This window comes from Lysinibacillus sp. RS11, assembly GCF_042019215.1.
Classification (GTDB): domain Bacteria; phylum Bacillota; class Bacilli; order Bacillales_A; family Planococcaceae; genus Lysinibacillus; species Lysinibacillus xylanilyticus_A.
Window position 1 is genome coordinate 4,639,837 of the sequence record NZ_CP168124.1, and the last position, 25,522, is coordinate 4,665,358.

General features: G+C 34.6%; 18 protein-coding genes and 1 pseudogene. All 19 read right to left on the reverse strand.

The genetic code is table 11. The features are described from left to right. Positions 1 to 85 precede the first annotated feature (85 nt). Positions 86 to 1,543, reverse strand: a complete 1,458-nt coding sequence (locus tag AB9L17_RS23945) for a sensor histidine kinase (RefSeq protein ID WP_223555956.1) — start codon at positions 1,541 to 1,543, stop codon at positions 86 to 88. Then, positions 1,536 to 2,198: a response regulator transcription factor gene (locus AB9L17_RS23950; protein WP_223555928.1), complete on the reverse strand. Its 663-nt coding sequence runs from the start codon at positions 2,196 to 2,198 to the stop codon at positions 1,536 to 1,538. The genes AB9L17_RS23945 and AB9L17_RS23950 overlap by 8 nt, the downstream gene beginning before the upstream one ends. 45 nt (positions 2,199 to 2,243) lie before the next feature. Further along, a pseudogene (locus tag AB9L17_RS25385) lies at positions 2,244 to 2,560 on the reverse strand (IS4 family transposase); the annotation flags it as partial. 805 nt (positions 2,561 to 3,365) lie between these two features. Then, complete coding sequence (locus AB9L17_RS23955) at positions 3,366 to 3,665, reverse strand: hypothetical protein (RefSeq protein ID WP_375199889.1); 300 nt, start codon at positions 3,663 to 3,665, stop codon at positions 3,366 to 3,368. Between the two features lie 154 nt (positions 3,666 to 3,819). Further along, positions 3,820 to 4,806 (reverse strand): hypothetical protein, encoded by a 987-nt coding sequence (locus AB9L17_RS23960; protein ID WP_375199890.1) that lies wholly within the window; start codon positions 4,804 to 4,806, stop codon positions 3,820 to 3,822. 243 nt (positions 4,807 to 5,049) lie between these two features. After that, the gene (locus AB9L17_RS23965) at positions 5,050 to 5,664 is read right to left on the reverse strand and encodes an HNH endonuclease (RefSeq protein ID WP_375199891.1); all 615 of its coding nucleotides are present in this window, start codon (positions 5,662 to 5,664) and stop codon (positions 5,050 to 5,052) included. A gap of 6 nt (positions 5,665 to 5,670) precedes the next feature. Next, the gene (locus AB9L17_RS23970; RefSeq protein ID WP_375199892.1) at positions 5,671 to 6,333 is read right to left on the reverse strand and encodes a hypothetical protein; all 663 of its coding nucleotides are present in this window, start codon (positions 6,331 to 6,333) and stop codon (positions 5,671 to 5,673) included. Between the two features lie 13 nt (positions 6,334 to 6,346). Continuing rightward, positions 6,347 to 8,656 carry an ATP-binding protein gene (locus AB9L17_RS23975; protein WP_375199893.1) on the reverse strand — a complete coding sequence of 770 codons (2,310 nt, stop codon included), beginning with the start codon at positions 8,654 to 8,656 and terminating at the stop codon, positions 6,347 to 6,349. Beyond that, entirely contained in the window at positions 8,637 to 10,085 is a 1,449-nt protein-coding gene (locus tag AB9L17_RS23980; protein ID WP_375199894.1) for an Eco57I restriction-modification methylase domain-containing protein, read from the reverse strand. The genes AB9L17_RS23975 and AB9L17_RS23980 overlap by 20 nt, the downstream gene beginning before the upstream one ends. Positions 10,086 to 10,112: 27 nt before the next feature. Beyond that, positions 10,113 to 11,663 (reverse strand): Tn7-like element transposition protein TnsE, encoded by a 1,551-nt coding sequence (locus AB9L17_RS23985; protein ID WP_375199895.1) that lies wholly within the window; start codon positions 11,661 to 11,663, stop codon positions 10,113 to 10,115. After that, on the reverse strand, positions 11,660 to 13,489 hold the full coding sequence (locus AB9L17_RS23990) for a TnsD family transposase (RefSeq protein ID WP_375199896.1): 1,830 nt from the start codon (positions 13,487 to 13,489) through the stop codon (positions 11,660 to 11,662). The genes AB9L17_RS23985 and AB9L17_RS23990 overlap by 4 nt, the downstream gene beginning before the upstream one ends. A 100-nt stretch (positions 13,490 to 13,589) precedes the next feature. Beyond that, the gene (locus tag AB9L17_RS23995) at positions 13,590 to 15,281 is read right to left on the reverse strand and encodes an ATP-binding protein (RefSeq protein ID WP_375199897.1); all 1,692 of its coding nucleotides are present in this window, start codon (positions 15,279 to 15,281) and stop codon (positions 13,590 to 13,592) included. Beyond that, on the reverse strand, positions 15,256 to 17,412 hold the full coding sequence (locus AB9L17_RS24000) for a Mu transposase C-terminal domain-containing protein (RefSeq protein ID WP_375199898.1): 2,157 nt from the start codon (positions 17,410 to 17,412) through the stop codon (positions 15,256 to 15,258). The genes AB9L17_RS23995 and AB9L17_RS24000 overlap by 26 nt, the downstream gene beginning before the upstream one ends. Further along, positions 17,409 to 18,248, reverse strand: coding sequence for a TnsA endonuclease N-terminal domain-containing protein (locus AB9L17_RS24005; protein WP_375199899.1), 840 nt, complete (start codon positions 18,246 to 18,248; stop codon positions 17,409 to 17,411). Before AB9L17_RS24005 ends, AB9L17_RS24000 begins: the two co-directional genes overlap by 4 nt. Before the next feature lie 153 nt (positions 18,249 to 18,401). Next, complete coding sequence (gene glmS / locus AB9L17_RS24010) at positions 18,402 to 20,204, reverse strand: glutamine--fructose-6-phosphate transaminase (isomerizing) (RefSeq protein ID WP_223557080.1); 1,803 nt, start codon at positions 20,202 to 20,204, stop codon at positions 18,402 to 18,404. Between the two features lie 904 nt (positions 20,205 to 21,108). Beyond that, positions 21,109 to 22,461, reverse strand: coding sequence for a phosphoglucosamine mutase (gene glmM / locus AB9L17_RS24015; protein ID WP_068985084.1), 1,353 nt, complete (start codon positions 22,459 to 22,461; stop codon positions 21,109 to 21,111). Positions 22,462 to 22,778: 317 nt separating this feature from the next. Next, entirely contained in the window at positions 22,779 to 23,909 is a 1,131-nt protein-coding gene (locus AB9L17_RS24020) for a CdaR family protein (RefSeq protein ID WP_083227030.1), read from the reverse strand. Further along, positions 23,902 to 24,738, reverse strand: a complete 837-nt coding sequence (gene cdaA / locus AB9L17_RS24025; protein WP_068985085.1) for a diadenylate cyclase CdaA — start codon at positions 24,736 to 24,738, stop codon at positions 23,902 to 23,904. The genes AB9L17_RS24020 and cdaA overlap by 8 nt, the downstream gene beginning before the upstream one ends. 149 nt (positions 24,739 to 24,887) lie before the next feature. Next, on the reverse strand, positions 24,888 to 25,514 hold the full coding sequence (locus AB9L17_RS24030; RefSeq protein ID WP_068985086.1) for an anti-sigma factor family protein: 627 nt from the start codon (positions 25,512 to 25,514) through the stop codon (positions 24,888 to 24,890). Positions 25,515 to 25,522: the final 8 nt, after the last annotated feature.

A 25,522-nucleotide genomic window follows, 5' to 3' on the forward strand; every position in this document is an offset into this window, starting at 1 on the left:
TTTTGTTTTTCAATTTCCTCTTGTCTATAAATCTAACAGGGCTAACTGGAGTTGATTTGTAGTTAATCTGGAGTTTGTGTGTATTTTACCCGGGAATATCGGCACTAAATAAAACGCCTTGCTCCGTATTTCTCATTGAAAAATTGATCGACAGCGCTTCGAGTACCATCTTTACAATATATAATCCCAACCCACTGCCTCCGGTATTTCGGTTTCTTGATTTTTCCAGACGGTAAAAAGGCTCAAAGATTTGATTGAAAGCATCCTCCGGTATATGGGCGCCTGTATTTAAAACTTGAAACTTTAATATTCCGCTCTCCGTCTTTTTTAATTGAATCATCACTTGCTCTGACGAATGGGAATAGACAATCGCATTATGAATCACATTTTTTAACGCTTTTTCTAAAAGCTTTGGATCCGTATGAATAAAAAGATCGGCTTCAATATCAATGATTACTCGAATATTTTTCTCCATTGTAAAATAATCGAAGTCTTTAATAATCGCTCCGATCAATGCAGACAGGTTGATATACTCCGATTTTGGAGAAACGATTTGGTGTTCGAATTTAGATATATGTAGGATGTCATGGATCAAATGCTCCATGTTTTCCAATATCTTATAGGACCTTCTCAAATACGTATCTCGATCCTTGTAAATGCCAATTTCGTGAATCATCCCGTCAAGCTGCCCTTTCACAGCTGTAATCGGCGACTTTAGTTCATGGGAAATGACTCCGAATAGCTCCCGACGTTTGGTTTCGATTTGCCTTTCCTTCTCCACTTCGCTTCTTAATTTCATATTCGTTGTTTTCAAGTCCTGCATCGTTCTCTGCAATTTTGTCGACATGTCATTTAAGCTATCAGACAGCTCGCCGATTTCATCCGTCAACTTATGTTCGATTTTAACCGCAAAGTCCAGATTAGACATTTTCTTGGCCGCCTGGTTAATCGCCAGCAGCGGCTTGGATACGATTCGCGAGTACACCAACGCCCCGCTAACCGAGACAAAGAAAATAAAAAGGCCGATATAGGGAATCAACATAAGTAATACTTGTGATGCTTCATTTATCGGCTGCAGTGTTGTATTTACTCTAAGCGTCAATACACGATCCTTAAAAGCAATTGGTTCGGTAATGATGTATTGATTCGGAGAATGTTCCGTTAGGGGACTGCCCGACGATATAAAAATGGATATATCATCCACGGAAGAACCGCTCACAACCGCGCTGCCGCTTGACGAAACAAAATTGGGGTACACGATCTGCTGTTGATCATTAAACAAAAATGGCATAGCATTCGTCTTTTGTCCAAATTCATCGAGGCGTTGACGAGCATCTTGAAAAGAAAGACTATGGGCGTCTGTTATCAATTCCTTTACAGCGGTATCCATTTGCGCCTTTTTATAGTTTTCGTAAAATATCGGCAGAAAAAAATACAAGGTAGAATAAATAATCGCCGCAGATATAAATAAAAGCAGCGTAGTCACGACAAATATTTTCCAGGTTATACTTTTCCAGAAAGCCCGTTTTCGCAGTTTATTGATCAATTTTATATCCCACACCCTTCACCGTTTTGATATAAGGAACATTTATTTTTTTTCTAATGTTCTTCATGTGGGTATCGATAATGCGGGTATCCCCATAGAAGTCGTAGCCCCAAAGCTTGTCTATCAGGGTTTCTCTTGTTACAATCTTGCCCCTGTTCTCGAGCAGTGTCTGAACGATATCGAATTCTTTGATAGTCAGAGTCACTTCGCTTCCATTTATGAACACTTTATACCCATCACAATCAAGCTCAAGTTCGTGGAACTTAAGGATATTTTCATTTTCCTTAGAGTGGCTTCTTCGGAGAATCGCCTCGACTCTTTTGATAAAAATGTGAAAAGAGAAAGGTTTCGTTATATAATCGTCAATGCCTAATTCAAAGCCTTTCACTTGATTCTGCTCTTCATCAAGTGCGGTCAGCATAATGATCGGTACGTTCGATTTACTTCTGATCAATTGAGATACTTGATAACCGTCCAAGTTCGGCATCATAATATCTAGAATCACCAAATCAAAATCGAATCGGTTAAATAATTGTACGCCTTCCAACCCATCCGATGCCGCATGGACAATATAATTCTGAGCCAATAAAAACTCTTTTATGACTTCCTGAATATCTTGGTCGTCTTCGATTACTAAAATATGGTATGACATGTTTTGATCCCTCCTATTCTAATCATTATAGTCTCGCAATCTGTATTTTGTATGAAGTTGTAACACACTTACTTTTTTAATCGTGTGTGCACTGAATAGAGTGAGAAATCGGGGCCATGCAAATTTCGAATGGTTTAGGAAACGATAAACCGTATCTTTTCCTGGATATTGATCACTTTTTTACTTTGAAGTAGGGTAAACCAGCTTTTGTGTTGGAATACGAGGCAAAAGACAAGCTGAAATAAATAGCTTGTCGAAAAGCCAAATACTTTTATAATCCCGGCGTTTTTTAGATGTTTATTAATTTCTAATTCACGAAATTCTTTTGGTAGTTGATTCTTTTGGTCATTCTGTTCTATCATAGTGGAAGCACCTCTTCTGCTTGGTAGTGTTTTCTAGTCAATCACACTATACCAAAGAATGAGGTGCTTTTTGTATACCTAAAATTGTGTCAAGAAACATAAATCCATATAGTGCAACCTACAGCTATCTGTTTTGAACTGGTTTTTCTAGCTGCGAAGTTTGAGTTAATGACTTTAGGATTTCACCTTGTTCATTAAAATAAATAAAAAACTCGATCCATGACTAATGGATCGAGTTTTTTATTTGATTTTATTTTTTCTACTCTCATTTATATCGTTGAATGTCAGTTCCCGACTTTTTTGTCATTCCACAGCTACAGCGGTAATAATCTTTTTTTTCAAGTAACGCACTTTTTTAACAAGTGTCAATCTTTTTTTCGATACAACAATAGTTGTTGGTTTGGAATAAAGTTTGATCAAAAGTATGTTGCAAACGTTGATTTTATAATAGAAGAAATCCATACATTTTGAAAAAAGATTGATCAAAATGTGTAGGTTTTTTTTGACATGATGAAAGTTTTTATAAAAAAGATTGATCAAAATATTAAATAAAATGGCTTCTGAGTTTTGCAGGTGCCACCTTTTCAAGCTCCTTTTGCTAGGTCAATTTTGTAGGGGATTTTTCTCCCTTTGTCGCTATCGGACAAACTTTTTTACCTATTAGAGGACTTGGTAAGTTACAGATCCCTTTAGATTATTTACTCGAAATGTAAAATCAAATTTGACAACCGTAGAACGAGAATTTTTCATCTTTTCATGATCTGTACTTTGTAAGGTTTTTTAGCAACTACTACACCCCTGTAATTTAAAAAATAGGCCAAGACTCTGTTTTAAATATTCGTTCTCGACGTTTTGTGAGGAGTCTCGAAGTCAATATATTGCCAATGTAACCTATTTCATTTAGATGTTCATTAGTAAGTGCTTCCACATGGAATTCCTTCTTACATGCATGTTCATATAATTCTAAATCAGATACAGGTAGCTTTTCTGCAATTTCATGAATAGAGTATCCCGTTTCCCTTTCTTTTTTTAAAACCAAGTCTTCTATCTCAATTCTTGTCATACTAGGACTAAACATTTTTTCACCTCCTTCTTTTTTCTTCAATGTCATCTCCCCCCTCTACGTATTTCATAAAGACAACTTTATGTTAGAGATATTGTCTCATAAAAAATTTTTCTTTTGGACTCTCTCATTTTTATTTTTTTGAGATACCCCTTTGCTTAAAAAAACACGCTCAATTGAGCGTGCTTTTATTTTGCTATTCATAATAGTCATCATCTAACCCATTTAATTTGCCTAATCGTTTAAGTTCCGACTCGATTATTTGTAATGACTCTTCAGTTATTTTTGGTGGTGGTGGCTCATTAAGATCCTCTTCATACATTTCCAACGCTTTTTGTAGAGCCTCATACGGAGGGATATATTCCCCTTCTTCCTCTTCTTTATCTGATCGTAATACAAAATATGGATGACCTTTATAATCCTGCTCTTTAAATCGCTTAAGCTCATTTCGCGCCTCAGATTCTGATAAGGAGAATCGGGTAGTTATCGTGTCATAGAAAATTCTGACAAGTTCATGATTCTTCTTTTTACTATCTAACAAAATTTTCACGACTAATCGATCTAGTTCTTCTCTTTCGGGGTAAAGTTCAACATTTTCATTACGTTCAATTGCTCTCAAACTCGCCATAATCACTTCGTCATTACGAATTTCAATCATATTCTTGCGAACTTCCTCAAACTTCTCTTTCAATAAACTAAGCTCCTTAACGTAATAAGAATAAAGCTCAATTTCATCAAATGGATTAAGTGTTTCACTTAAAGATACAGCGGAAATACTCTGAACAAAATTATTAAATTGAATTCGTATATTGTGCGTCATAAATTCGACAGTAGCTAGTTGCCTATGTAATTCTTTTTCATCTTCAATTTCAATTGTTAATAAACTTCGTAAGTTTGTTGTCAATTCATCAAGAAGAAGAGTATCTCTTTTGTCAGGATGCATTTTCATTAATTTTTTATACACTGAATGATGCTCTATTAAATTTTTTACAAATTCCTTAGACTCCTCTTTAAATTCGTAATTGTTTCCATTTTTAAAGATCAATTCATCAATCGCCACACTATTCAAAACTTCTACTAAATACTTGCAATTATTGGAGTATTGGCTATCAAAATCTTTCTTTTCACTTTCTCCTTTTTCTTTTAAGAGCTCCTCTGTAATTTTATAAATTGTTCTTGTCACTTCTATCACCGTCCGTATAAAGGGAGTTTATTCAATTATATACAATCAATTCTTACTAATCCCAATATTCCATCCAACTATATTTTCACCACACGCCTTTTAATAAATATATAAAACTGTTGATTTGGAAAACGTTTTATTAAAAGTATGCTGCAGACGTTGATTTTATATAAAAGAAATCCAACCAATTTTGAACAAAGTTTGATCAAAATCAATTGGATTAGTCTTAATATTAAAGATTGATTAAAATGTATGTACAGGACTTTCATCGATTATCAACTCATAATAGTCACAGAAAACAGCACTCAAATCTTTATAAATAATTTCTAAATCTTTGTAGTCTTGATTATTTTTTTCACGGAACTCTATTTTTTCTTTAAGGGCTTTCCGTTTCATTCTTATCTTTTCTAAATTAAATAATATCTCATGTCTCTTTAAATATAATTTTAATTCTTCATGTATGTACTGACCCAAGGATGTTTTATATATAATTTTACCATCTATATCTCTGCCGAGGTGTATATCGTATTCATCCGTACATGGGTCAACAAATCCTTTATTTCCCACAACCGCTTCTTTGGATGTCTTTCCTATCCATTTATTTGACTTAGCTATATTACAGTAAGGACAACTGTATAATAAATTATCATAAGTGAACTCTAACTCTCCAAATTTCTCTTTAGGAGCGAAGTGTTCAACATGATATACATTGTACCCTCCACTGTAAATATCATGATCTCCACAATAGCCACACTTATTGTAAAAGTCTACTGCTAGTCTTTTTTTGTTAGATGAATTAGTACGCCATACTTCACCAGTATGGCTTCTTATAGGTTTAGTGTCGTGAATTTTACCCAAACTTATCTACTCCTTATCTAAAATAGAGTCGATTTTATCTATTAACTGAAGTAATTTATTACTATCCAAATCCTTTTTTAATTTTTCAGGTAAAGCAACGTTAGAATTAATAGATCTTTCCAATTTAGAATCTATCTCTAATATTTTTTCATCGATTTCCCTACTCTCACCTGCTCTTGGTAACAGTTCTTTTATATCTTCTTCCCATTTTTGAACTTGCTTTTTTGATTTTAATATTTGCTCAATGATTTTATAATTTAATTCAATTCGTTCTGATTCTTCATTTAAATACCTTTCAAAATCAAACACTTGATAGGCATTAAAAATTTCATTTAAGAAAAGATCATCTTCGAATGAAGTTAGAATAAAAATAGGGAAATCCTGGATGATGCTATCCATTTTCTTAGCAATATCAATCCCAGAATAATCAACATTTTTATATGAGGAAAGCTTATAATCAACTAATAAACAATCCAATTCCTTCTCAAGAATATCTTTCAATATTTCTTCAAATTCTTCTTTTATTTCAATTTCAACAGGTTCTAACCTATAGTGCGAATACTTACTTTGTTTTTCAGCACTAGCATTGTCAAACCCTTGCTTTAATTTAATCATTATTTGTGTAACTTTTGCTCGATCATCATCGATAATCCCGATCTTAAATTGCATCAATTTTCCTCCCTTAAATAGAGAATGTGATTTCTATTCCAAATCCCGATTGACTTTTGGTAATCTTATATTTAGCATCGTATTCTCTCAATGTTGATTCTACAATATACATTCCTAATCCTGTTCCTATTGGTATGCCATCTTTGTCTAACTTACTTGTGACACCATACTTAAATATATCATAAGGATTTTTGAAAATAGTAGAAATACCACTCCCATTATCTTCATAATGAATAACAAATTCTTTATCCGTACTTAAAGTAATATCAATATTTCTATTTCCTACTTTATTTCGTTCAAAAGACTCTACAGAATTGATGATCAAATTATACAAAATGCTTTCAAAATCAGAAATATAAATTTTTTTTAAGGTTTCTTTTCCATCATCATTAACATTTATAGCAATATTCTTTTGTTTCAATATCGAGCTAATTAAATTTACACTACTCTTTACCGCTTCATATAAATTTTGCTTTGGACGCTTACGTTTGTCATTTTTCTGATGTGTTGATATAGTAATCCAAGCTTTTAAAAATTCATCAGAATTCCTTAAATCCTCTAAACTACGCTTGAGTAAATCTTGTTCGTTATTTTCCATTAAATACTCAATAGAATCTACCCTATTAATAAAGGTAGCTTTTATGCTCTTCAAATCATGAACAATTGAAGAAGTCATCAATCCGTTTGTTGCTAGCCTTCTCAAAAGTTTATTTTCTGATATTAATTCTTCTCGTTCTTCTTTAAAATATGTTACAGCTTTCGCTAATTTTTCAACTCTTTGATTATTATTTTGTTCATCAGCAACAATATTTAAGTTTTTATTTTGAAGAGGATCTTTACTATTTTTTTCATTGCTTTTCTTTTGGTCATCAATAATTTCCTTAGCTATCTTACTACCTTCTATTTTTGCAATTTCTTTTTCGTTTACCATATTATTGTATTTTTTTATATATCTTGCAATATATGCTCGGTCATTTTCAAATATGCTAATGATTTTTTTTATGACATCTTTTAGAATGTTAAAATACTCATTTTCAATTAAACCTTCTCGACTAGATTTATCGATAATATTGTAATTTTCTACTCTAGATATATGTAAAGTGCCTTGAACTTGTCTATGAGCAACTCCCCAAGTACCAGAATAATGACTTACTGAAGTCGGATTACCTGTTTTTTTAGCGTCAATTCCTAACCAATCAAAAGAATTTGAATTAGGATCACCATACGGCCTAACTAAAAAATTATCTCTGTAAATTTTTACTCCGTTGTGCAGCCGCATCCATTCATTTCTATTTTTACTGATGGCTTTATAAAAATAATTATTTTTATCTGCTTCTTTCATAGTCAACTTCATAAATGTAAAATCAAATTTAAACTTACCTAGTTCTTTTACTTTATGAATATACTCTTCGTTATTAGTTTGCATTAACTCAGAAACTTCGTATTCATAATTCAAACTTTTTTGTTTAAAATCCTCCAATGTATATGGAGCTAATTTAAATTCTTCCATTTCAAATAAATCTTTAGGCATTCGATTTATATCGAATTCATTTCTATTTAAATGAATTTTAAACTTATTATCTATAAATTCAGCACAGATTCGATAATCGTACTCTTCGGAGATTTTATTTTCAATAATATAAGCAGGACTACTAACATTTTCTTGCACACAAATAATATAATCTTTTTGTTCGGATGGAGGGATTAAATAACCTAATGAGTCTAGTACATTATTTATACTTTTAGAAGTCCATTCATCTCTTAAATCACTTATTTTTAGAAGTGTTCCCGTTTTTAAATCCTTAGTATTAGGACTGTCTAATGTATGTTCAATATTGTCCAGTATAGATTCAGGTATTATTTCAATAAATAATCTTGAGTCATATTCGAAATCTGCTTCTATCTGATCTATTGTCAGTCCGCTCTGCTCAAACATAGACCAATCATTTTTCCATATTATTAATTGTTCTTCTTCGTTTTTAGTAAACATCTCGCATATACTACCTAATCTATCTAGCGCAAACCTTCCTATACCTTTTTCTCCAGACTTAATTCTACTCTTGCTTGATTTATATTCTTCTCTTTTATTATCAGTACCAATCATCATCCAATGATTTTCGATTATCCTTTTTGTCATACCAACGCCATTATCTAGAATATATATGCTATCGTTATCTATATCAAAAAAGATATAACACAATTCAGCATCAGCATCATAAGTATTTTTAACAAGTTCTATTATGGCACTATCAACTTTTGAAACACTTTCTCTACCAAGTAAAATAGTTGCTCGAGAAGAAATTTTATATTTCATTTTCCCCATGATTGATTAGCATCTCCTTTTCAAACTCAAAATTGCCTATATCTTTCACAGTTATTCTCAATGAATTACCACTAGCATTTATTCCAATTAATTTAACATAATCATAAAAATCTTTATTAGATAGTATTTTTTTTGCTACTTCTAATTCAATGTCTTCTTTTTGTGTAATATAGATTCCTGAATAAGGAATACATGAGGCTGGTAGCTCGTAGATATTCACTGTTTTAGTTACGACAGTCGACAATAGTAACTTAGGTTGATTTAAATGTTTTAATGCCTGGGTTCTCCCATATTCAAACCAGGAAACATTTTTACTTGACTTTCTTTTTTTTAATTTTGAATAGAACGATTGCAAATATTTTGTTGCTTCTGGAAATTTCTCTTCAAAGACTTTTGTCTCGTATCTTTTTAGAATACCTTTATCGTAATGATACGGAAAAATTATCATTTCGTTCTTTTTATAAGCTAAACTTTTAGGACTTGCTGCAGTTCTAACTAATTCTTTTTCTACTTTGTATTCACCAACTATTAAATATTCATTATCAACTATGTAATCATTAATAACAAATGCTTTATTTAGCAAAGTAGCTATAGAAATAGATACGTTAAAATAATCACTAAATCTACATTTCTCTTTTACTAATAAATCAGAGGGGTTTGAAAATACCCACTTATCACCGAATTTACTTTTATCAAGGGCTTGTATATTTTTTTCATTCATATCATAATAATTTATGTGATTTAAATTCTCACCACTATCTACAACAATGATTGCAGAGGAAGTTAATGCTTCCTTAAATAACTTCTTTCCTTTATAATCATATACTTCTGTTAATTTCGGTAATAAAATTTTTCTTAGCTCTTTTCCAAACACATTTTTAAAAATACTATTCGGTATTAAATACACCATCTTTCCATTAGTATTTAAATTATTTATACTATTTTCAATAAATGCGTAACAATAATCAAATTTTCCATTAATACATGACTTATAATTTTTATTTAAAAATAATCTAGACTCTACGTCCATCTCACTATATTTAATATACGGTGGATTCCCTATAATAAAATCGAATTTTACTTTCCACTGTATTTTCAGACTATCTTTGTTTATAATGTTCCACTTAACGTCATGGATATTATATCCATTAATTAATTCATCTAAATTTTGTATACATTTTTTGTAGTATTTTTCATCAATTTCCGCTGCATAAATATCCTTTTCTAATCCCATTTTAATATCTTCAAGGGGGATTTTATTGGCTAAGGCACTTTCAATATATCTAATAACTATTCTCTTTAGAATATTTCCGTCTCCACAAGAATTTTCTAATACTTGTTTCCCAAATAAATCACCTTCGTAATTAACAATATTCAGCATTTCTTCTGCAATATCTTCCGGAGTAAATATCTGACATTTTTCATTCATTATAGTGTTCCTTTCAATACTTAAAACTTACATATTTAAAAAATGTATTTTCCCCATCAGCATCTTCGCTCTCTGGTATATATTTTTATTTGTATGTCTACATTTTACAACTCTATCACCATAATTCTCGACTCTTTTTAAAGAGTCGAATTTCCATGTGCCTCCATCATTTACTAATGACTTTATTAATACTCTATGTATCCTATCATATATGTCTCTTTGAATTGAAGAAAAAATTAATGTAGAAAGAGATTTACCTTCTCTCTCTATTTCAACAATATTATAACTATTACCACTTTTCATAGATACTTCAGCAATCACATATTTTCTCTCTGTCACACCATCACTCAAATATACAAAACGTTTCGTACTAGAAAATTCCTTTAAGCTGCCTTGAATAATATTAATGGACTGTACTTCAGGAAAATCCTGCAACACTCTCATTACTTTAATAAACTCACCCAATTCACCATCAATCTTTACATCTGATAATACTTGCTTCTCTAATCCTCTTGTAACTTGATTTCCACCAACATCAGCTGTTGATCGTTTTAAAGAGTCATTAATAAATCGTTTCTTAGTATGCTCATCCTCAAAATCACGTCTCTTATTGGAATTTCTACGAAGTTTAGTTATTTTAGGCATCTGAATATATTCATGCTTTTGATTATCCATTTCGACAACATCAAAGTCATCGCTTGTTCCTTGCATTTCTTCATCTAATAATAATTCATCTTGTGGACCACTTAGCTTTTTCTTATTATGTAATGTAAATTTCTTAGGCTCACTTGATTTTTCAGATTGAACTACTTCAGGGTGCTCAAATGAGATTTCGTTATAAGGAATATGTTTATTCTTCACACTTACAACACGTAGAATTGTGCCACCGTTTATATTAGGTTTCACTATCGCTTTAATACTAATTGGCTGTTTAAATGACCAATCAAACTTTAAAATCCCAGTGTTGTTAAATGTAAATGCTACATTCTCAAATACATTTCTTAAATCTTGATTTGTAAGCAGCCATACAAGTTGGTACAGATAATTTGATTGCGTATATTTTGGGTGGTATTGCGATGAAAAATACAAATGAATTTTATTACTCTCATAGTTCTCTATAAAATATTGAGGAAAGGAATTCGCCTCAAAAAGCCTATATAATAAAAAACGATTCGGTGCTAAAATGCTACGAACCACTTCAATTAAGGGCAAGATATAACTCTGATTCCCTTGCTTTACAATAAAGCTCCTTGAAACATCTTTATCATTAGTCCCTTGCACACGCCATTCCTTTTCATACATAGCAACATTGTTTGGATAAATGGTGATTTCTACTTCCTCTGTTTCTTCAGGGGGCGCACTTTTTCTAATATCACCATCAATATAATAATGTTGAATGGCTAGTACTGGAAGTGTTCCCCAATCAACTAATAATTCCTCTGTTTTTCCACCTGCTCTAAAGTAGGCATACATCATTACTTTCTTTTCATATTGGAAAGGAGAGCTAATCCAAATTAATTGTGCTTGCTCTCCCTCTTGAAATGGCCAATTTTTTAGTTTAACTTGTTGTTCGCTCATTTTCGGTTCACTTCCTGCTTGATTTCAATATAACGTTTTAATTGAGGTTTTATTTCATGAAAATGATGTGATTTAATTGCTGCAACTCCCTGGATTCTCCATAAATCAATTGTGCTGTTCTGCTTTAATAATTCATCAATGATTTTATAACATCGACGTAATTGAAACTCTGGGACAGACTCGGTAATATCGTGCAATAACTTATTTGTTTTTGGGAGCTTATCTAAATGACGCTCTAAATTGGCTAATATACCTAATCGTCTGCCTAAAACGGATTTTGTTATTCTAATGGGCTTAGGTTCTTGTATTAGTTTCAGATATAATTTTTTTATTCGCTGAACATATTGCTGATCGCGTTTCAACCAGTTCACAGATGTTGTTGGTTTATTCTGTCTCTGTACTTTAGGTAACATGCTTTCTAAATAGCTTTTTTCATTACGATATAAATACATGTATTGCTTTGGAAATTGTTCTCGTAATTCAGTATGGGATAGTCTTGGATTCTGTCGAATTTCATTTAACAACTCTTTTTTGTATTGACTCAATTTATTAACACTGTGTTCATGGCTTGCTGCTTGTTTTAATTCGACACTTCCACTTAAATACCTTTTGATTGTTTTAGAATCTACCCCTAATATTTTTGCCATCGCTCGAATGCTCAATTTTTCTTGTGTAAGAGTTTTTAATTTTTCTATCCATACACCACCAAATGCCTTTACTCGACCTATTTCAAACATATCCGTTGTTTGCTTCCTTGCATAAATAAAACCACATGAACATGTAAATGTACCAATCAAATTTTTGGATTTATAGTCTCTGGTCACTTCTACCTTTTGAATTATTAGTTGCTTGTAATGCGATGCAGCCTTATTCAAACAAGGGAATGGTCCTGTACCAAAAGCACCTAAGTCTTTTGTAAGCACAACAAGTTCCTCTATATCGTGCTTTAAAAAATAAAGAAAGAGCAAATGACGAAATGGATGTACATGACGCTTCATATTACGAGTTAATACCTTTATCCAATTATATTCATCTTCCTCACTTAACTCGCTTTGATAACATTTTAAAAAGTCACTTGAAAATGTAATCTTAAAAGCTTGATACAACTCATGCTGACGAACTCGATTCGAAGCTGTTATTAAATTATGCTCTCGTAACAATGCTTTATATTTAGAATTAATGTCTTCCCTTGAAAGTTTGTGCAACGGTAAATGAAGCAATTTGTAGGCCTGCTTTGCTAAATATACTGACATCTCTTTATGTGGATCAATCTCATATAACTCTGATAAATTCATATGGTTTAATTCGAAACGAATATACTCAATGCGACTATCTTTAATTACAGGGTATTCTCTTAATAGAACTTCATGGTGGGGACAATAATCTATTCCTTGTAGTTGATGCTCCCGATGAATATATGGCTCTCCATATTGCTCTATATCTGATTTTGCACAAATAGCACAATAATAGATACCGTTTTTAATACAAATGCTTCCAGCGATCATCCCTAGCCTTGTATAAAGTGCCTTACCATCTTCTTTTACATCGTTTAATATTTCTTGTTGACGCTGCTTCGACAAAAATGAAGAATAATAAGGATAAATTGTATGGTTAGCCAATAGCGATTCTACAGAATATTGAGCACCTAGTTTTTCTGCTAAAACAGAAAAATAGCTACCAATTCCTACACTCGGTATCACAGAACGATTGTCAAACAACTCTTCCAACGTATCTTTACAATCAATATTGCCACTATAAAAATGATACCGGGCAATTGCTGAATAGATTAATTCATTTGGATAAGGATTTGTAAAAAACGGTAACATCTAATGTCCTCCTAGGAATACTCGACTTATTTCTATAGTGCCGATATAACTAGCTTTTCAGACATAAGATGTGCCAATAGTTATGAAATAGTATTATAAATCATTTAATAAATTCCTCTACAAATGGTTTTATATATCCATTTATTTTTAATAATTCATACGGATGCTTTTTTCTTTCTAACGCTTTTGCTCTTAACCTTACTAAAGGTAACAATTCATCTTTATGTGTATGATTTAATTTCTGGTCTTTTTTCTTTTGATTTAAAGTCATTGCATTCTGTATAGCTTCTAACTTTAAATTGTTATATTCACTTTCAATTGGCTGGTTAGCTACAACTTTGGAGACTACCTTTCTTATATCATTAGGATTTAAGGTATCGAAAATTCCTAATGAAGCAATCTCATAACTAAGATTTTCAGTTATCTCTAGTCGTCTGTACTGAAGAGTATTTTGACGCTCTGTCATAGCTTCCTTGACTTTACCCTCATATTCGGTATTCTTTTTATGATTAATCATAAGATCATCTAGATTAATCATAATATCCTCATATTTATACATTGCCTTTAAGTCATTTGTACGTAATGCATTCATCATTGGTTGGATAATTTTCATATCTTCTCTTGCTGTTTTCTTTATTACTTTCGGTGTAATTCTTTCTTCTCCATTTGCTTCATCAAATATGGCTCTTTCTTGAGCTAAAATGAACAAGTTAACTGCTACTGAGGTAATTCCTTGGCATTCTTCAAAAAATGTTTTTTTCAACTCTTCTGTTAGTTCTGAATGAACCTTTAAACATTGAAATGCCCATAGAGTTTCTAAGAAGAATTCCCACTCTTCACTATCTTCTACCATACGATCCCATATAATTGAACCATCACTTGCTGCACGGCGAGCTTGCCGAAAGTTCCCTTTAAATAGCTGTTGTGCTTTCGAGGTACCAATTAATACTGTTGGTATACCTACTGTGTTTGATAATGTCACAAAGAAATTCAGCATTTCTTCCTGGTCATTTTTAGAATGAAGTAAATGTTGAATTTCATCAATAACAAGAATACCAATACCGTACATACTAGCTAATGATGTCATGTGTAATAACATTGTTGATGTAACACGATTTAAATAACCGAATTTCTCCAAATAACGTGTGCCTAATAAATCATCAATTGCTTTGAAAAAACTTTTACATAAGGTCGATAAACTACCGTCATAAGGACAATCTATTTTAAGCCAAACGATTTGAGTGCGATTAAAAGGCTGACCTCTATACAATTCATGCTTAATGACTTGAGGATACATTAACAACAAACGTTCAATTGCAGTTGTTTTACCTATACCTGAGATGCCAATAATCGATAGACTATCTGCTGTTGAACGAATATGGTTTAAGCGTTCATCAATATATTGATGTGCCTGCTCTTCATCCTCACGTAGGTGATGCAATATTCGAATCCGTTCAAGGAATGATTTATCTAACGGATTACGGGCTAAATAACCACGACGAATCAAAGTCGATAACCGACGTTCTACTTCAAAATGGATTGGCAAGGGCTGAATGAAGTTTTTCACACGTTTTAAAACATGGTACCGAATATTCGCTGCACTCTTCTTATCTTGTTCACTAATACGTGGCGTCACCATAAAACGATCCAACACATCATCTTCATCAAAGATTGGCGGTAGGGCTTCAATAAAAGGATTATGAGCATATTCAGTAAGCATTTGAGTCTTATAACTTGCTTCTTCCATATCTCCTTTTAAGACGACATTATTCATCTTTTCCAAATTCCTCATCTCGCTTCCTCTTTAATTTTTCCATAAGACGTGAAGGTGATTTCTTTTGCGGTCGCTCTTCTAGTTTTATTCTTGATGTAAAATCTATGATTTCTGTTGATTGTTCAGCTACAGTGTGTGACAAATCAAATTTTTCTCCCTCGCGATTAGCTTGTTTTTCATTCGCTTTATTATCTCGAATCGCAGCTAGTTTTTCTTTTTTACTTGTTGGTTGATGTAGGGCTTGTTTTTTCTTTTGCTCTGCTGCCTTAATAATTTGATCCATCATCGTATCTGTATTAATTGTCAGTTGCACTTGCTTAGAGCGCTCCTCTTCCTCTAATTCATTTCGTAGTTGTTGCTGGAAAACAACTTCTTCTAAAAAATCCAATTTATATTGCTGGCTAGGCTCTAATAAAATGCACGTTTCATAATCCATTCCGTTATCATTTGGGATATAAATTTTGTCTAAATGACGTGGATCATACACAATATCAATACTTTTGTTTTTCAGCTTTGCATACCATTGTTCTTCGATTGCTCGCTTTGATCCATATAATAAATTTTTGAACTTGATACCTGCTCGTGAAATTGTGGCTTTACCACGTGGCAACACATTTAAACGTAAAATATCCCTATCTACTGTACGAAGACGACCTTTCCGATTTTGAATACTCCAGTTCCATAAATTTACAGGAGTTGGCACAATGCCATCTGTAATCATCGCTTTTTCCATCGGATACTTATCAATGATTTTATGGTTATGCTGAAGCATCATCGTAATGATTAATGCCGTAAACTCCTTTAAATTCAGCGTAGCATCGAGCCTATAATCTCTATCTCCACGCTCTCGATATTCTTTTTGAATAGCACCAGGCGCTTTCTGCTTTACTTTGCCATTAATTGTACGGAATTTACGTTCAACGATACCTTTTAAATCCCCTCGATACGCTGTTGTATTTTCGATTTTGATATTTAAATTATTAATAAGACCAGCTACTGCGTAGCCTTCAAATTCGCCTCTGTCAGCAATAATTATTTCGGGTAAATGATAAGTTGGCCATTGCTCATCAGTAATCTCAATATCATATTGCTTACAAAATTCAACCTTATCAGCAACCATATTATCTAAAGCCATCATTGCTCCTAGCCAAGACGGGCCTTCCAATCCTACATATATCCCTGTAACGATACGTGAATATACGTCAATAATTGCATAAACAACAGGTCTACCTATAATTCGATTTATATCAAAAGAGCTAACCAAATAAATATCCGCAATCGTTGCATCGATTTGAAAGCGTGTGCCAGGTCCGTTTGTTTCAATTTTAGAATTACTTAAAATAGGACGATGTTTTAACTCGTATTCCTTAGCACTTTTACGAAATTCAATATCTTTTTTAGGGTCTTCAAGCTTTTTAAACCAGTAGTAAAATTGATGATATGAAGGAATACGATTTGCTTCCCAAATACGATATTGAATTTCTCCATCTTCTTTATAACGGTCTGCATAAAAATCACGCAAAATAAAATGGTACACATCTTTTAACGAATAGTTGTTGGCTTTGCGGTAGTATTTATTAATGGCATGTTCAAATTGCGTCTTAATCTCCTCAGTTATATTAATGCCACTTCGATATTCACCATTTACAGTTACTCTACGTGGGCGACCAACCTTATCATTGCTAAGATTTTTAGTCTTCCCTCGACCACCTGAGTTTGCGTAATCGGGTAACATAGCATTTTTGTTCATACCACGTTGCCAATAGCGACTTAGCAGTTTTTTCACCTTTGTTTTGCCTAGTCCACTCTCAGCGGTAATCTCTATTATTTTTACTTCACGTCCCTTTTTCTTTAGTAGCTCTTTCATATTAGGGAGGATAAAATTTTCTACAGTTGCCCAGTCCTCATCTCGTTTGCTAATTTGAACAGACGTTAATTCATCATCTGGAATTGCTTTTGCAAAAGGATCGCTTATTCTCAATAATTCACCTTGCTCAAGCTCTATCTCTAAATGGCTATATAGCTCTCTTTTAGGCATAGCACTCGTTGTGTCGATATTAACTATATAGGCGTACGATTCTTCAATTTCAATAATACGAATGCGTTGTGAATCAGCTGTATATTGAAGTACTTGATTAATATAAATCATCCGTATTTCACCTTCTTCAACTTGCTTTCATCTATTGATTGAATAACAACTATTTGTTCCACGTTTAACGGCTCTAACATGTCTACCCGAATGATTTTCTGTGCCAGTAAATGATAAAATAGCGTCATACCACTTCCTAAAGGCATATGTGTCTCTTTATCAAATACATTTGTAACTTCTCTAATGCTTTTGCTTTCACATAATATTCTCTGTAACAGTGCCATTGCTAAATCTTCAATATGTTGTCGGTTCACATTTTGAAATGCATCATATTGTTGAATATCATAATAATCATGAAAATAGCTAATATTCCGAGCCATTTCTTTAGGAATCTCCAACTCTGTTACAATGCCCCAATCAATTTGCCTTCGCTCCCAATAAACTCGTTCAATCTCAAACTTTTCAATAACTCGCTGTTTTAGTAGCTCATCTTTCATTTTTATTGTTCGTGCAAGCTCTACTAACCCATCTCCTTTTTCTACAGTTAATAAAAAATCCGTTGTCATTACAACTGGCTCATTCGTTTTAGGGTCTGTAGGATGTTTTAGACCTAATTCATCAGCAATGACAATTGTTTCTTCCAACGGCAATAAAGGAAATTGTTCTCGAATATCAACAACAAAATCCGAATATTCAATTAAATAAAAGTAGTTTCGTTCCAAATCTGATAAAAATTCATGCTGCCTTTTCGTTTTAATACCTTTTAAACGAGTGGATCTTCCCAATGAGGAAACATCTTGAATATTCAACCACGGTTTATAATCGGCACCAATTCCCGAGCCACGACCTTCTTTAATCCACTTTTCAACTTTAGATGTTCTAGTTCTTTTAGACATAAAAAACACCCCTTTGGCTAAATAATAACCAAAGGGGTAAAGATTCGCAACTTTTTTACAATCGTCGCGACTTTATTTTAAACGTCGCATCTTTTTTATAAACATCGCGACTTTGTTTCAAAGCTACAATAGTAGCGAACTCTAACTAATCAACTACTCAACAGTTACCGATTTAGCTAAGTTACGTGGTTTATCTACATCACAGCGGCGGTGTAAGGCAGCATAATAGCTAATTAATTGTAATGGCACTACAGATACAAGAGGCGTTAGTAATTCATGCACATGAGGGATTACTAAACGGTCACCATCTTCATCTACGCCAGCCATTGCAATAATGCATGGGTATGCTCCACGTGCAGCTACCTCTTTGACGTTACCACGGATATTTAATGCTACTGCTTCTTGTGTTACAAGGGCAAACACTGGTGTACCTTCTTCGATCAAGGCAATCGTACCGTGTTTTAGCTCGCCTCCTGCAAAACCTTCTGCTTGGATGTAAGAGATTTCTTTTAACTTTAAGGCACCTTCAAGGCTTACATAGAAGTCTATGTTACGGCCGATGAAGAATGCGTTGCGTGCGATCTTTAAGTAGTCCTCTGCGATATCCTCTAAGACATCTTTTGAATCGATAATTGTTTGGATACCGTTTGCTGCAATCGCAAGCTCTTGTTTTAAATCGAATTCTAAGCCTTTGCCATTAGCTTTCGCAGTTACATATGCTGCTAGAGCAAGTACAGCTACTTGTGCTACATACGCTTTTGTTGAAGCTACTGCAATTTCTGGGCCTGCATGTAATAAAAGCGTATGATCCGCTTCACGTGATAGTGTAGAGCCTGGTACGTTTGTGATTGTTAACGTTGGGTAGCCTAGCTCTTTAATTTTCACTAGTACTTGACGGCTATCTGCTGTTTCACCTGATTGTGTAATAAAGATGAACAATGGTTTTTCTGATAGTAATGGCATATTGTAGCCGAACTCACTTGAAATATGAACTTCCACTGGAATACCAGCCATTTTTTCGAAATATTGCTTACCGATTAAGCCCGCGTGATAGCTTGTGCCGGCTGCAATAATGTATAGACGGTCTGCTGCTCGTAATGCTTCTAAAATATCAGCGTCGATTGTTAATTCGCCATTTTCGCCTTCGTATGCTTGAATAATTTTACGCATAACTGTTGGCTGTTCATCCATTTCTTTTAACATATAGTGAGGGTAAGTACCTTTTTCAATATCGCTCATATCAAGCTCTGCTGTATAAGGTGCACGCTCTACTACTGTACCGTCTAATGTCGTAATTTCAACGCCAGCTTTGTGTACGATTACGACTTCTTTATCGTGTAGCTCCACATATTGATCTGTTACTTGTAGCATCGCCATCGCATCTGAAGCTACAACATTGAAGCCGTCACCAACACCTACTAAAAGTGGAGATTTGTTTTTCGCAACGAAAATCGTATCAGCCGATTCTGCATCTAAAAGAGCTAATGCATAAGAGCCGTGTAATAAAGATAAAGTTTTGCGGAACGCCTCAGTCGTACTTAGACCTTCTTTCACAAATAACTCTACTAATTGCACGATGACCTCTGTATCTGTATCAGATTTCATTGGAATGCCTTTTAAATAAGTTTTTTGTAATAAATGATAGTTTTCAATCACACCATTGTGTACTAGCGTAAAGCGTCCTGATGCACTTTGGTGAGGGTGCGCGTTTAAACGGTTCGGCACACCGTGAGTTGCCCAACGTGTATGACCAATACCTACTTTAGCAGCAACGTCTTCGTCTACAGCTTCACGTAAATCTGCAATACGTCCTTTTTCTTTGAAGACTGTTACACCATCTTCATTGCGTACTGCAATACCCGCTGAGTCATAACCACGGTATTCTAGTTTCTCTAAACCTTTTAATAAAATTTCCTTTGCATCTGATTCACCAATATATCCTACAATTCCACACATAAATTTCTTATCCTCCGATATTGTCAATTTGACGCAATGACAAATTTGACCTCAGCCTATCGAAATTTTTTATGAACGTAAAAGCTATGCTTATTTATCATTTTGCCTCGGCATAATTGCGTCCGATTTAGCAGGTGTTTGGACACCCACTAAAAGATAAAATAAACATACAAATACATGCATATTATCAACACTCATTCAGCCGTCTGAAGAGTTATCATTCGATACGAGAGATTCTCTATTTATCTATTGCTTTAACTATACCTTCTCCATCTTCTGTACATTCAATCACTCAAATGCTTTCAAAATGAAAAGTGACAATCGGGTATGTCGATCGGGAGGCATCCGCCGAACTTTCGATAAACCTCCACCTCGTCTGCTGAAGATACTTTCGTCCAATTTCTTCAGCTCAGGCGCTATAATTGTTTTCCGTTTTTGCGCTTCCTTCCCTCCTTATGCGCTCGTTAAATGATAAGGTCGGACCTCATCTTCAACTTCACTATCATACTCAATCATATGCTGTACGTCAAATTTTCGTTATAAAAAACACCTACTTACCCTTCTTTTTAGTGACAAAATGTAGACAAACATCTGCTATAAAACAATAACTGGAAATTCTATTAGAAATATGATGCTAATTCTTGTTATTGTAACTTCTTACTACAAGGGATTCATGTCAAGGCAGAAGCACAATATGAAGCTTCCCCAAACGTTCTGGCGGCTTATAAAGTTCTACCCATCACCTTGGCTCTTCTATCCTCCGTCACTCTTGTTTCTACAGGTACAATAGGAAACTTGCACCCTGTATTCATAATCGCCTTTAATTGTACAGATACTCCAACCAATATTATGGAACCTAAAAAAACTCGACCTCCTTGTTTAAGGAAATCGAGTTATAGACTGTTTATTCTGTTAAGCCCATTTCAGCACGGACAACATCTGCAATACGCTCTACATAACGCTCACAGTCTGCCTCTGTAGCCGCTTCCACCATTACTCGTACAAGTGGCTCTGTACCAGAAGGACGCACTAAAACGCGACCGTTCCCAGCCATCTCAGCTTCTACCTCAGCAATCACTGCAGCAACCTTTGCATTCTCCGTTACAGCATGCTTGTCTGTTACACGTACGTTGACTAAACGCTGTGGGAAAATTTTCATTTCAGAAGCAAGCTCTGACAGTTTTTTACCTGTAGCTTTCATGATGTTGACAAGCTGAATACCTGTTAATAAGCCGTCACCCGTTGTATTAAAGTCTAGGAAAACAATATGACCAGATTGCTCGCCACCTAAATTATAATCATTGGCACGCATCTCTTCTACGACATAACGATCACCTACAGCTGTTTGTACACTTTGCATATCATGATCTTCAACAGCTTTGTAGAAGCCCATATTACTCATAACCGTCGAAACAATTGTTTGCTTTTTCAAACGACCAACTGTATTCAAGTGCTTCCCAATGATGAACATAATTTGGTCACCATCAACAATATTACCTTTTTCATCTACTGCGATTAAACGGTCACCATCGCCATCGAATGCTAGACCAACATGAGCACCCTTTTCAGTAACGAATTTAGCTAAGCCCTCTGGATGTGTTGAGCCAACACCGTCATTAATATTTAAGCCTGTTGGTGAGGCACCCATCGTTGAAATATCAGCTTCTAAATCTGCAAATAGGTGTGTAGCTAGTGAAGACGTAGCACCATGCGCACAATCTAATGCTACATGGATACCATCAAATTCTTCATCCACTGTTTGTTTTAAGTATTGAATATATTTTTGTCCACCCTCGAAGTAGTCGGTTACAGAGCCTAAATCTGCCCCGATTGGACGTGGCAATGTATCCTCTGGTGCATCTAGTATCGCTTCGATTTCGGCTTCTTGCGCATCTGTTAGCTTAAAGCCATCAGGACCGAAAAATTTAATACCATTGTCAGCAACTGGGTTATGTGAAGCTGAAATCATGACGCCTGCATCTGCGCTCATAATTCGAGTAAGATAAGCCACACCTGGTGTAGAAATAACACCAAGACGCATTACCTCTACGCCGATTGATAAAAGACCAGCTACAAGTGCACCTTCAAGCATTTCACCTGAAATACGTGTGTCACGACCGATTAAAACCTTTGGACGGTCAGTTGCATCCTTTGTTAAAACATAGCCACCTACGCGGCCAAGCTTAAATGCAAATTCCGGTGTTAATTCACTATTCGCGACGCCACGGACGCCATCTGTTCCAAAATATTTACCCATTTTGATTATTCTCTCCTTCAATGCAAGATGGTGGTCATGCTTGTCTACACTGACAACTAGACCGCTCATCTGCTTACTTTTGGAAAAGTCTATTTTCGTTCATTTACTGTAACCATTAATTATGCCCCTATCCAAATTTATCTGGGCTTGTAATGCGTTACACTTTCTAGTCAGCACAGATTAATTTAGCATAGGCTATTTTGATTTTAGCCTGAGTACCTCGTTTTCGTTAATGCTTCAAATTCGAAAATGAATACCCTTACCGATAGAGAACAAAATCTCTACTGAATCAAAATAAAATTATAGTCAGTTATTGTTTAAGAATCAATATCTTCTGTTTTCTCAGTAGTCGTGTTGTCCTCAGAATGATCGTTAGATTCCTCTGAAGGAGGCGACGGATTAAGATCAGGCTTAGTATCAGGCTTACTATCAGGCTTAGTATCGGGCTTAGCATCAGGTGTAGGTTCAGGAGTCGTAGTCGTTGTTGTAGTCGTTGTTTTTTCCTGCTCTACCTTCGTAATATCTGCTTTCACTTTAATTTTTGAAGCAGAACTACTTGTGACACCTTCTGGTAATTTCACATCAAATTCATAAGTTTTTGATTCTGTAATTTTTGATAGATCCACCTCTATTGGTATGGCCGTTAAAGCATCTATGATAGATTTTCTACCATACACTTTCACCGTTGTAGGATTAAATGTTAATTTGTTGACGATAATACCATCCGCCGCTTTCCCTACTTCTTTAAGCACAACAGGCAGCTCTCTGCTATATGCTCCAATATCTACTTGTACCTTCACAGTTTCTGGTTCAATCTTCACATCTAACTTATTTAAATCACGATCTAGTACTTTAACTGTCGCTACCTGTGAGAACGGTTCTTTCATGCCTTGCTCACCCGTTACAGTAGCTTTTACATAACTAATGTTTTCAATAACACTTTTGGGACCTGTAACATACACCGTAGCTGGATTAGCAGTCATGCCTTCTAATATATAGCCTTGTTCAATTAAACGATTATTCATCTCAGGGTCAACACGAAATTCCTGCGTGACCTTTTCCTCAATACTTACCTTTACAGTCGCTGGGTCTAATGTAACTTGCAACTTATCAGAAATATTCTCGTACTTCAACGCTACGGTATGTTCACCAATTAGTAATTTACTTAAATCTGCGAATATGGAGAAATCCTTCGATGTCTGTGCTTGTATAACAAGCGGCATCGGTCCTTTTATTGTAACATCCACAGTCTTTGGTATCCCTGTAACAATAAGGTTCTTATCGTCGTAAAAAACATCTACTGGTACATCGCGAATTACCGTTGTTTGCTCACTTGTTATTGTTTTACTTAAAGGAGATAATTCAGTACGAACGGAGAAAAATAACAAACAAGCTAGAACTAATGCGATGATTCGTAACACCCAAGGGCTATCCATCATTTTATCCATTCTTTTTCCCCCTCCAAGTCAACTTAGAGGCTGCATTTGATTCTTGTGTTGATCCGAACCACATTTTACGTAACAGACCTTCGAATTCCTCTAGAGTAAGATTTCGGTGTAGATTACCATTCAGTGTAATACTGATGGCACCAGTTTCCTCTGATACAACAATAGTAATGGCATCTGTCACTTCACTTAAGCCAAGTGCAGCACGGTGGCGTGTCCCAAGCTCTTTTGAGATAAACGGGCTTTCAGAAAGCGGTAAATAACAGGCTGCTGCCGTTACTTTATCTTTCTGCATAATAACCGCTCCATCATGAAGTGGTGTATTAGGTATAAAAATGTTGATCAGTAACTCTGATGAAATTTCAGCATTTAGACCTATGCCTGTTTCGATATATTCATTTAGACCAGTTTCCTTCTCAATAGAAATTAACGCCCCAATACGACGTTTGGCCATATAACTAACAGATTTCTTCATGGCCTCAATAAGTCTGGTTTGCTCTTCCTCCACTTGACTAGTTGAACGTTGGAATAACTTACCTCGACCAATTTGTTCAAGACCACGTCTTATTTCAGGTTGGAAAATGATAATAATCGCCAAGAAACCGAACTCGATGACTTGATTTAGCATCCAACCTAAAGTTTGTAACCCTAAATAATCAGTAGCGATGCGCGCAATAATAATCACGAAAATTCCTTTTAATAATTGGACAGCCTTCGTACCTTTAATGAGGGTTAAAATTTTATAAACAACGTACCAAACAAGCAGTACATCTATGAAGTTAATAACAATATTCACGGGTGTTAAATCTGTGAATTGTTCGATAATTTGCATGTGGCATCCCCCACTTTTCATTGCGAATACATACACATTTTAGTATAGCACATCCTTAACAAATGTAACTTTTTTCAAATAAAAAGTCTACTCAAAAGAGTAGACCTTTCAGCCTCTCACGTGCACTATCTTTTAGGACGTATAGAGTGTTATTTAGTTTCTTGGTTCTCTTCGAATGTTATGGCATCTTTTACTGAATTTTTGATCGTATACCAGAGCCATTCGAATGCTTCGTCAATTTCCTCTATTTTACCTGAAACAACTGCTGAAGATGCCATATACTGTCCGTTAATAACTGTGACATTGCCATCCACTTCACCTTCAACAATTAAATCACCATTTTTAACAACAATGTCGCCTTTTACAACTTCTCCCTCAGGCACAATAACCGTCTGCCCTTCAACAACTAGGTTTGGTTGTGTGGTCACGGAGAAATGCTGGTCATCCATAAAATTACCAAGTAAAGTTGCACTCATGAATAAACAAAAAACTGCTGCTGCCACAAAGAACGGATGCCGGCGAATCCATTTTTGTATGCCTACACGACTTTTGGGTTTCGGTAAACGAGCCATCACAGCTTCTTCAAAATGCGGAGGTGCTGTAATATGGGAAGCACTCTTCACAAAGGCGATTGTTTCACTCAATTCCTGCATCAATTGTTTACAATCACTGCATGTATGCAAATGTTGTTTTAACTCTTGCTCATGCTCACGACTAATGTCACCATCTAAATAATCATGCATATAGTCTATAATATGCTCTGGACAAGTATTCATGACGCTTC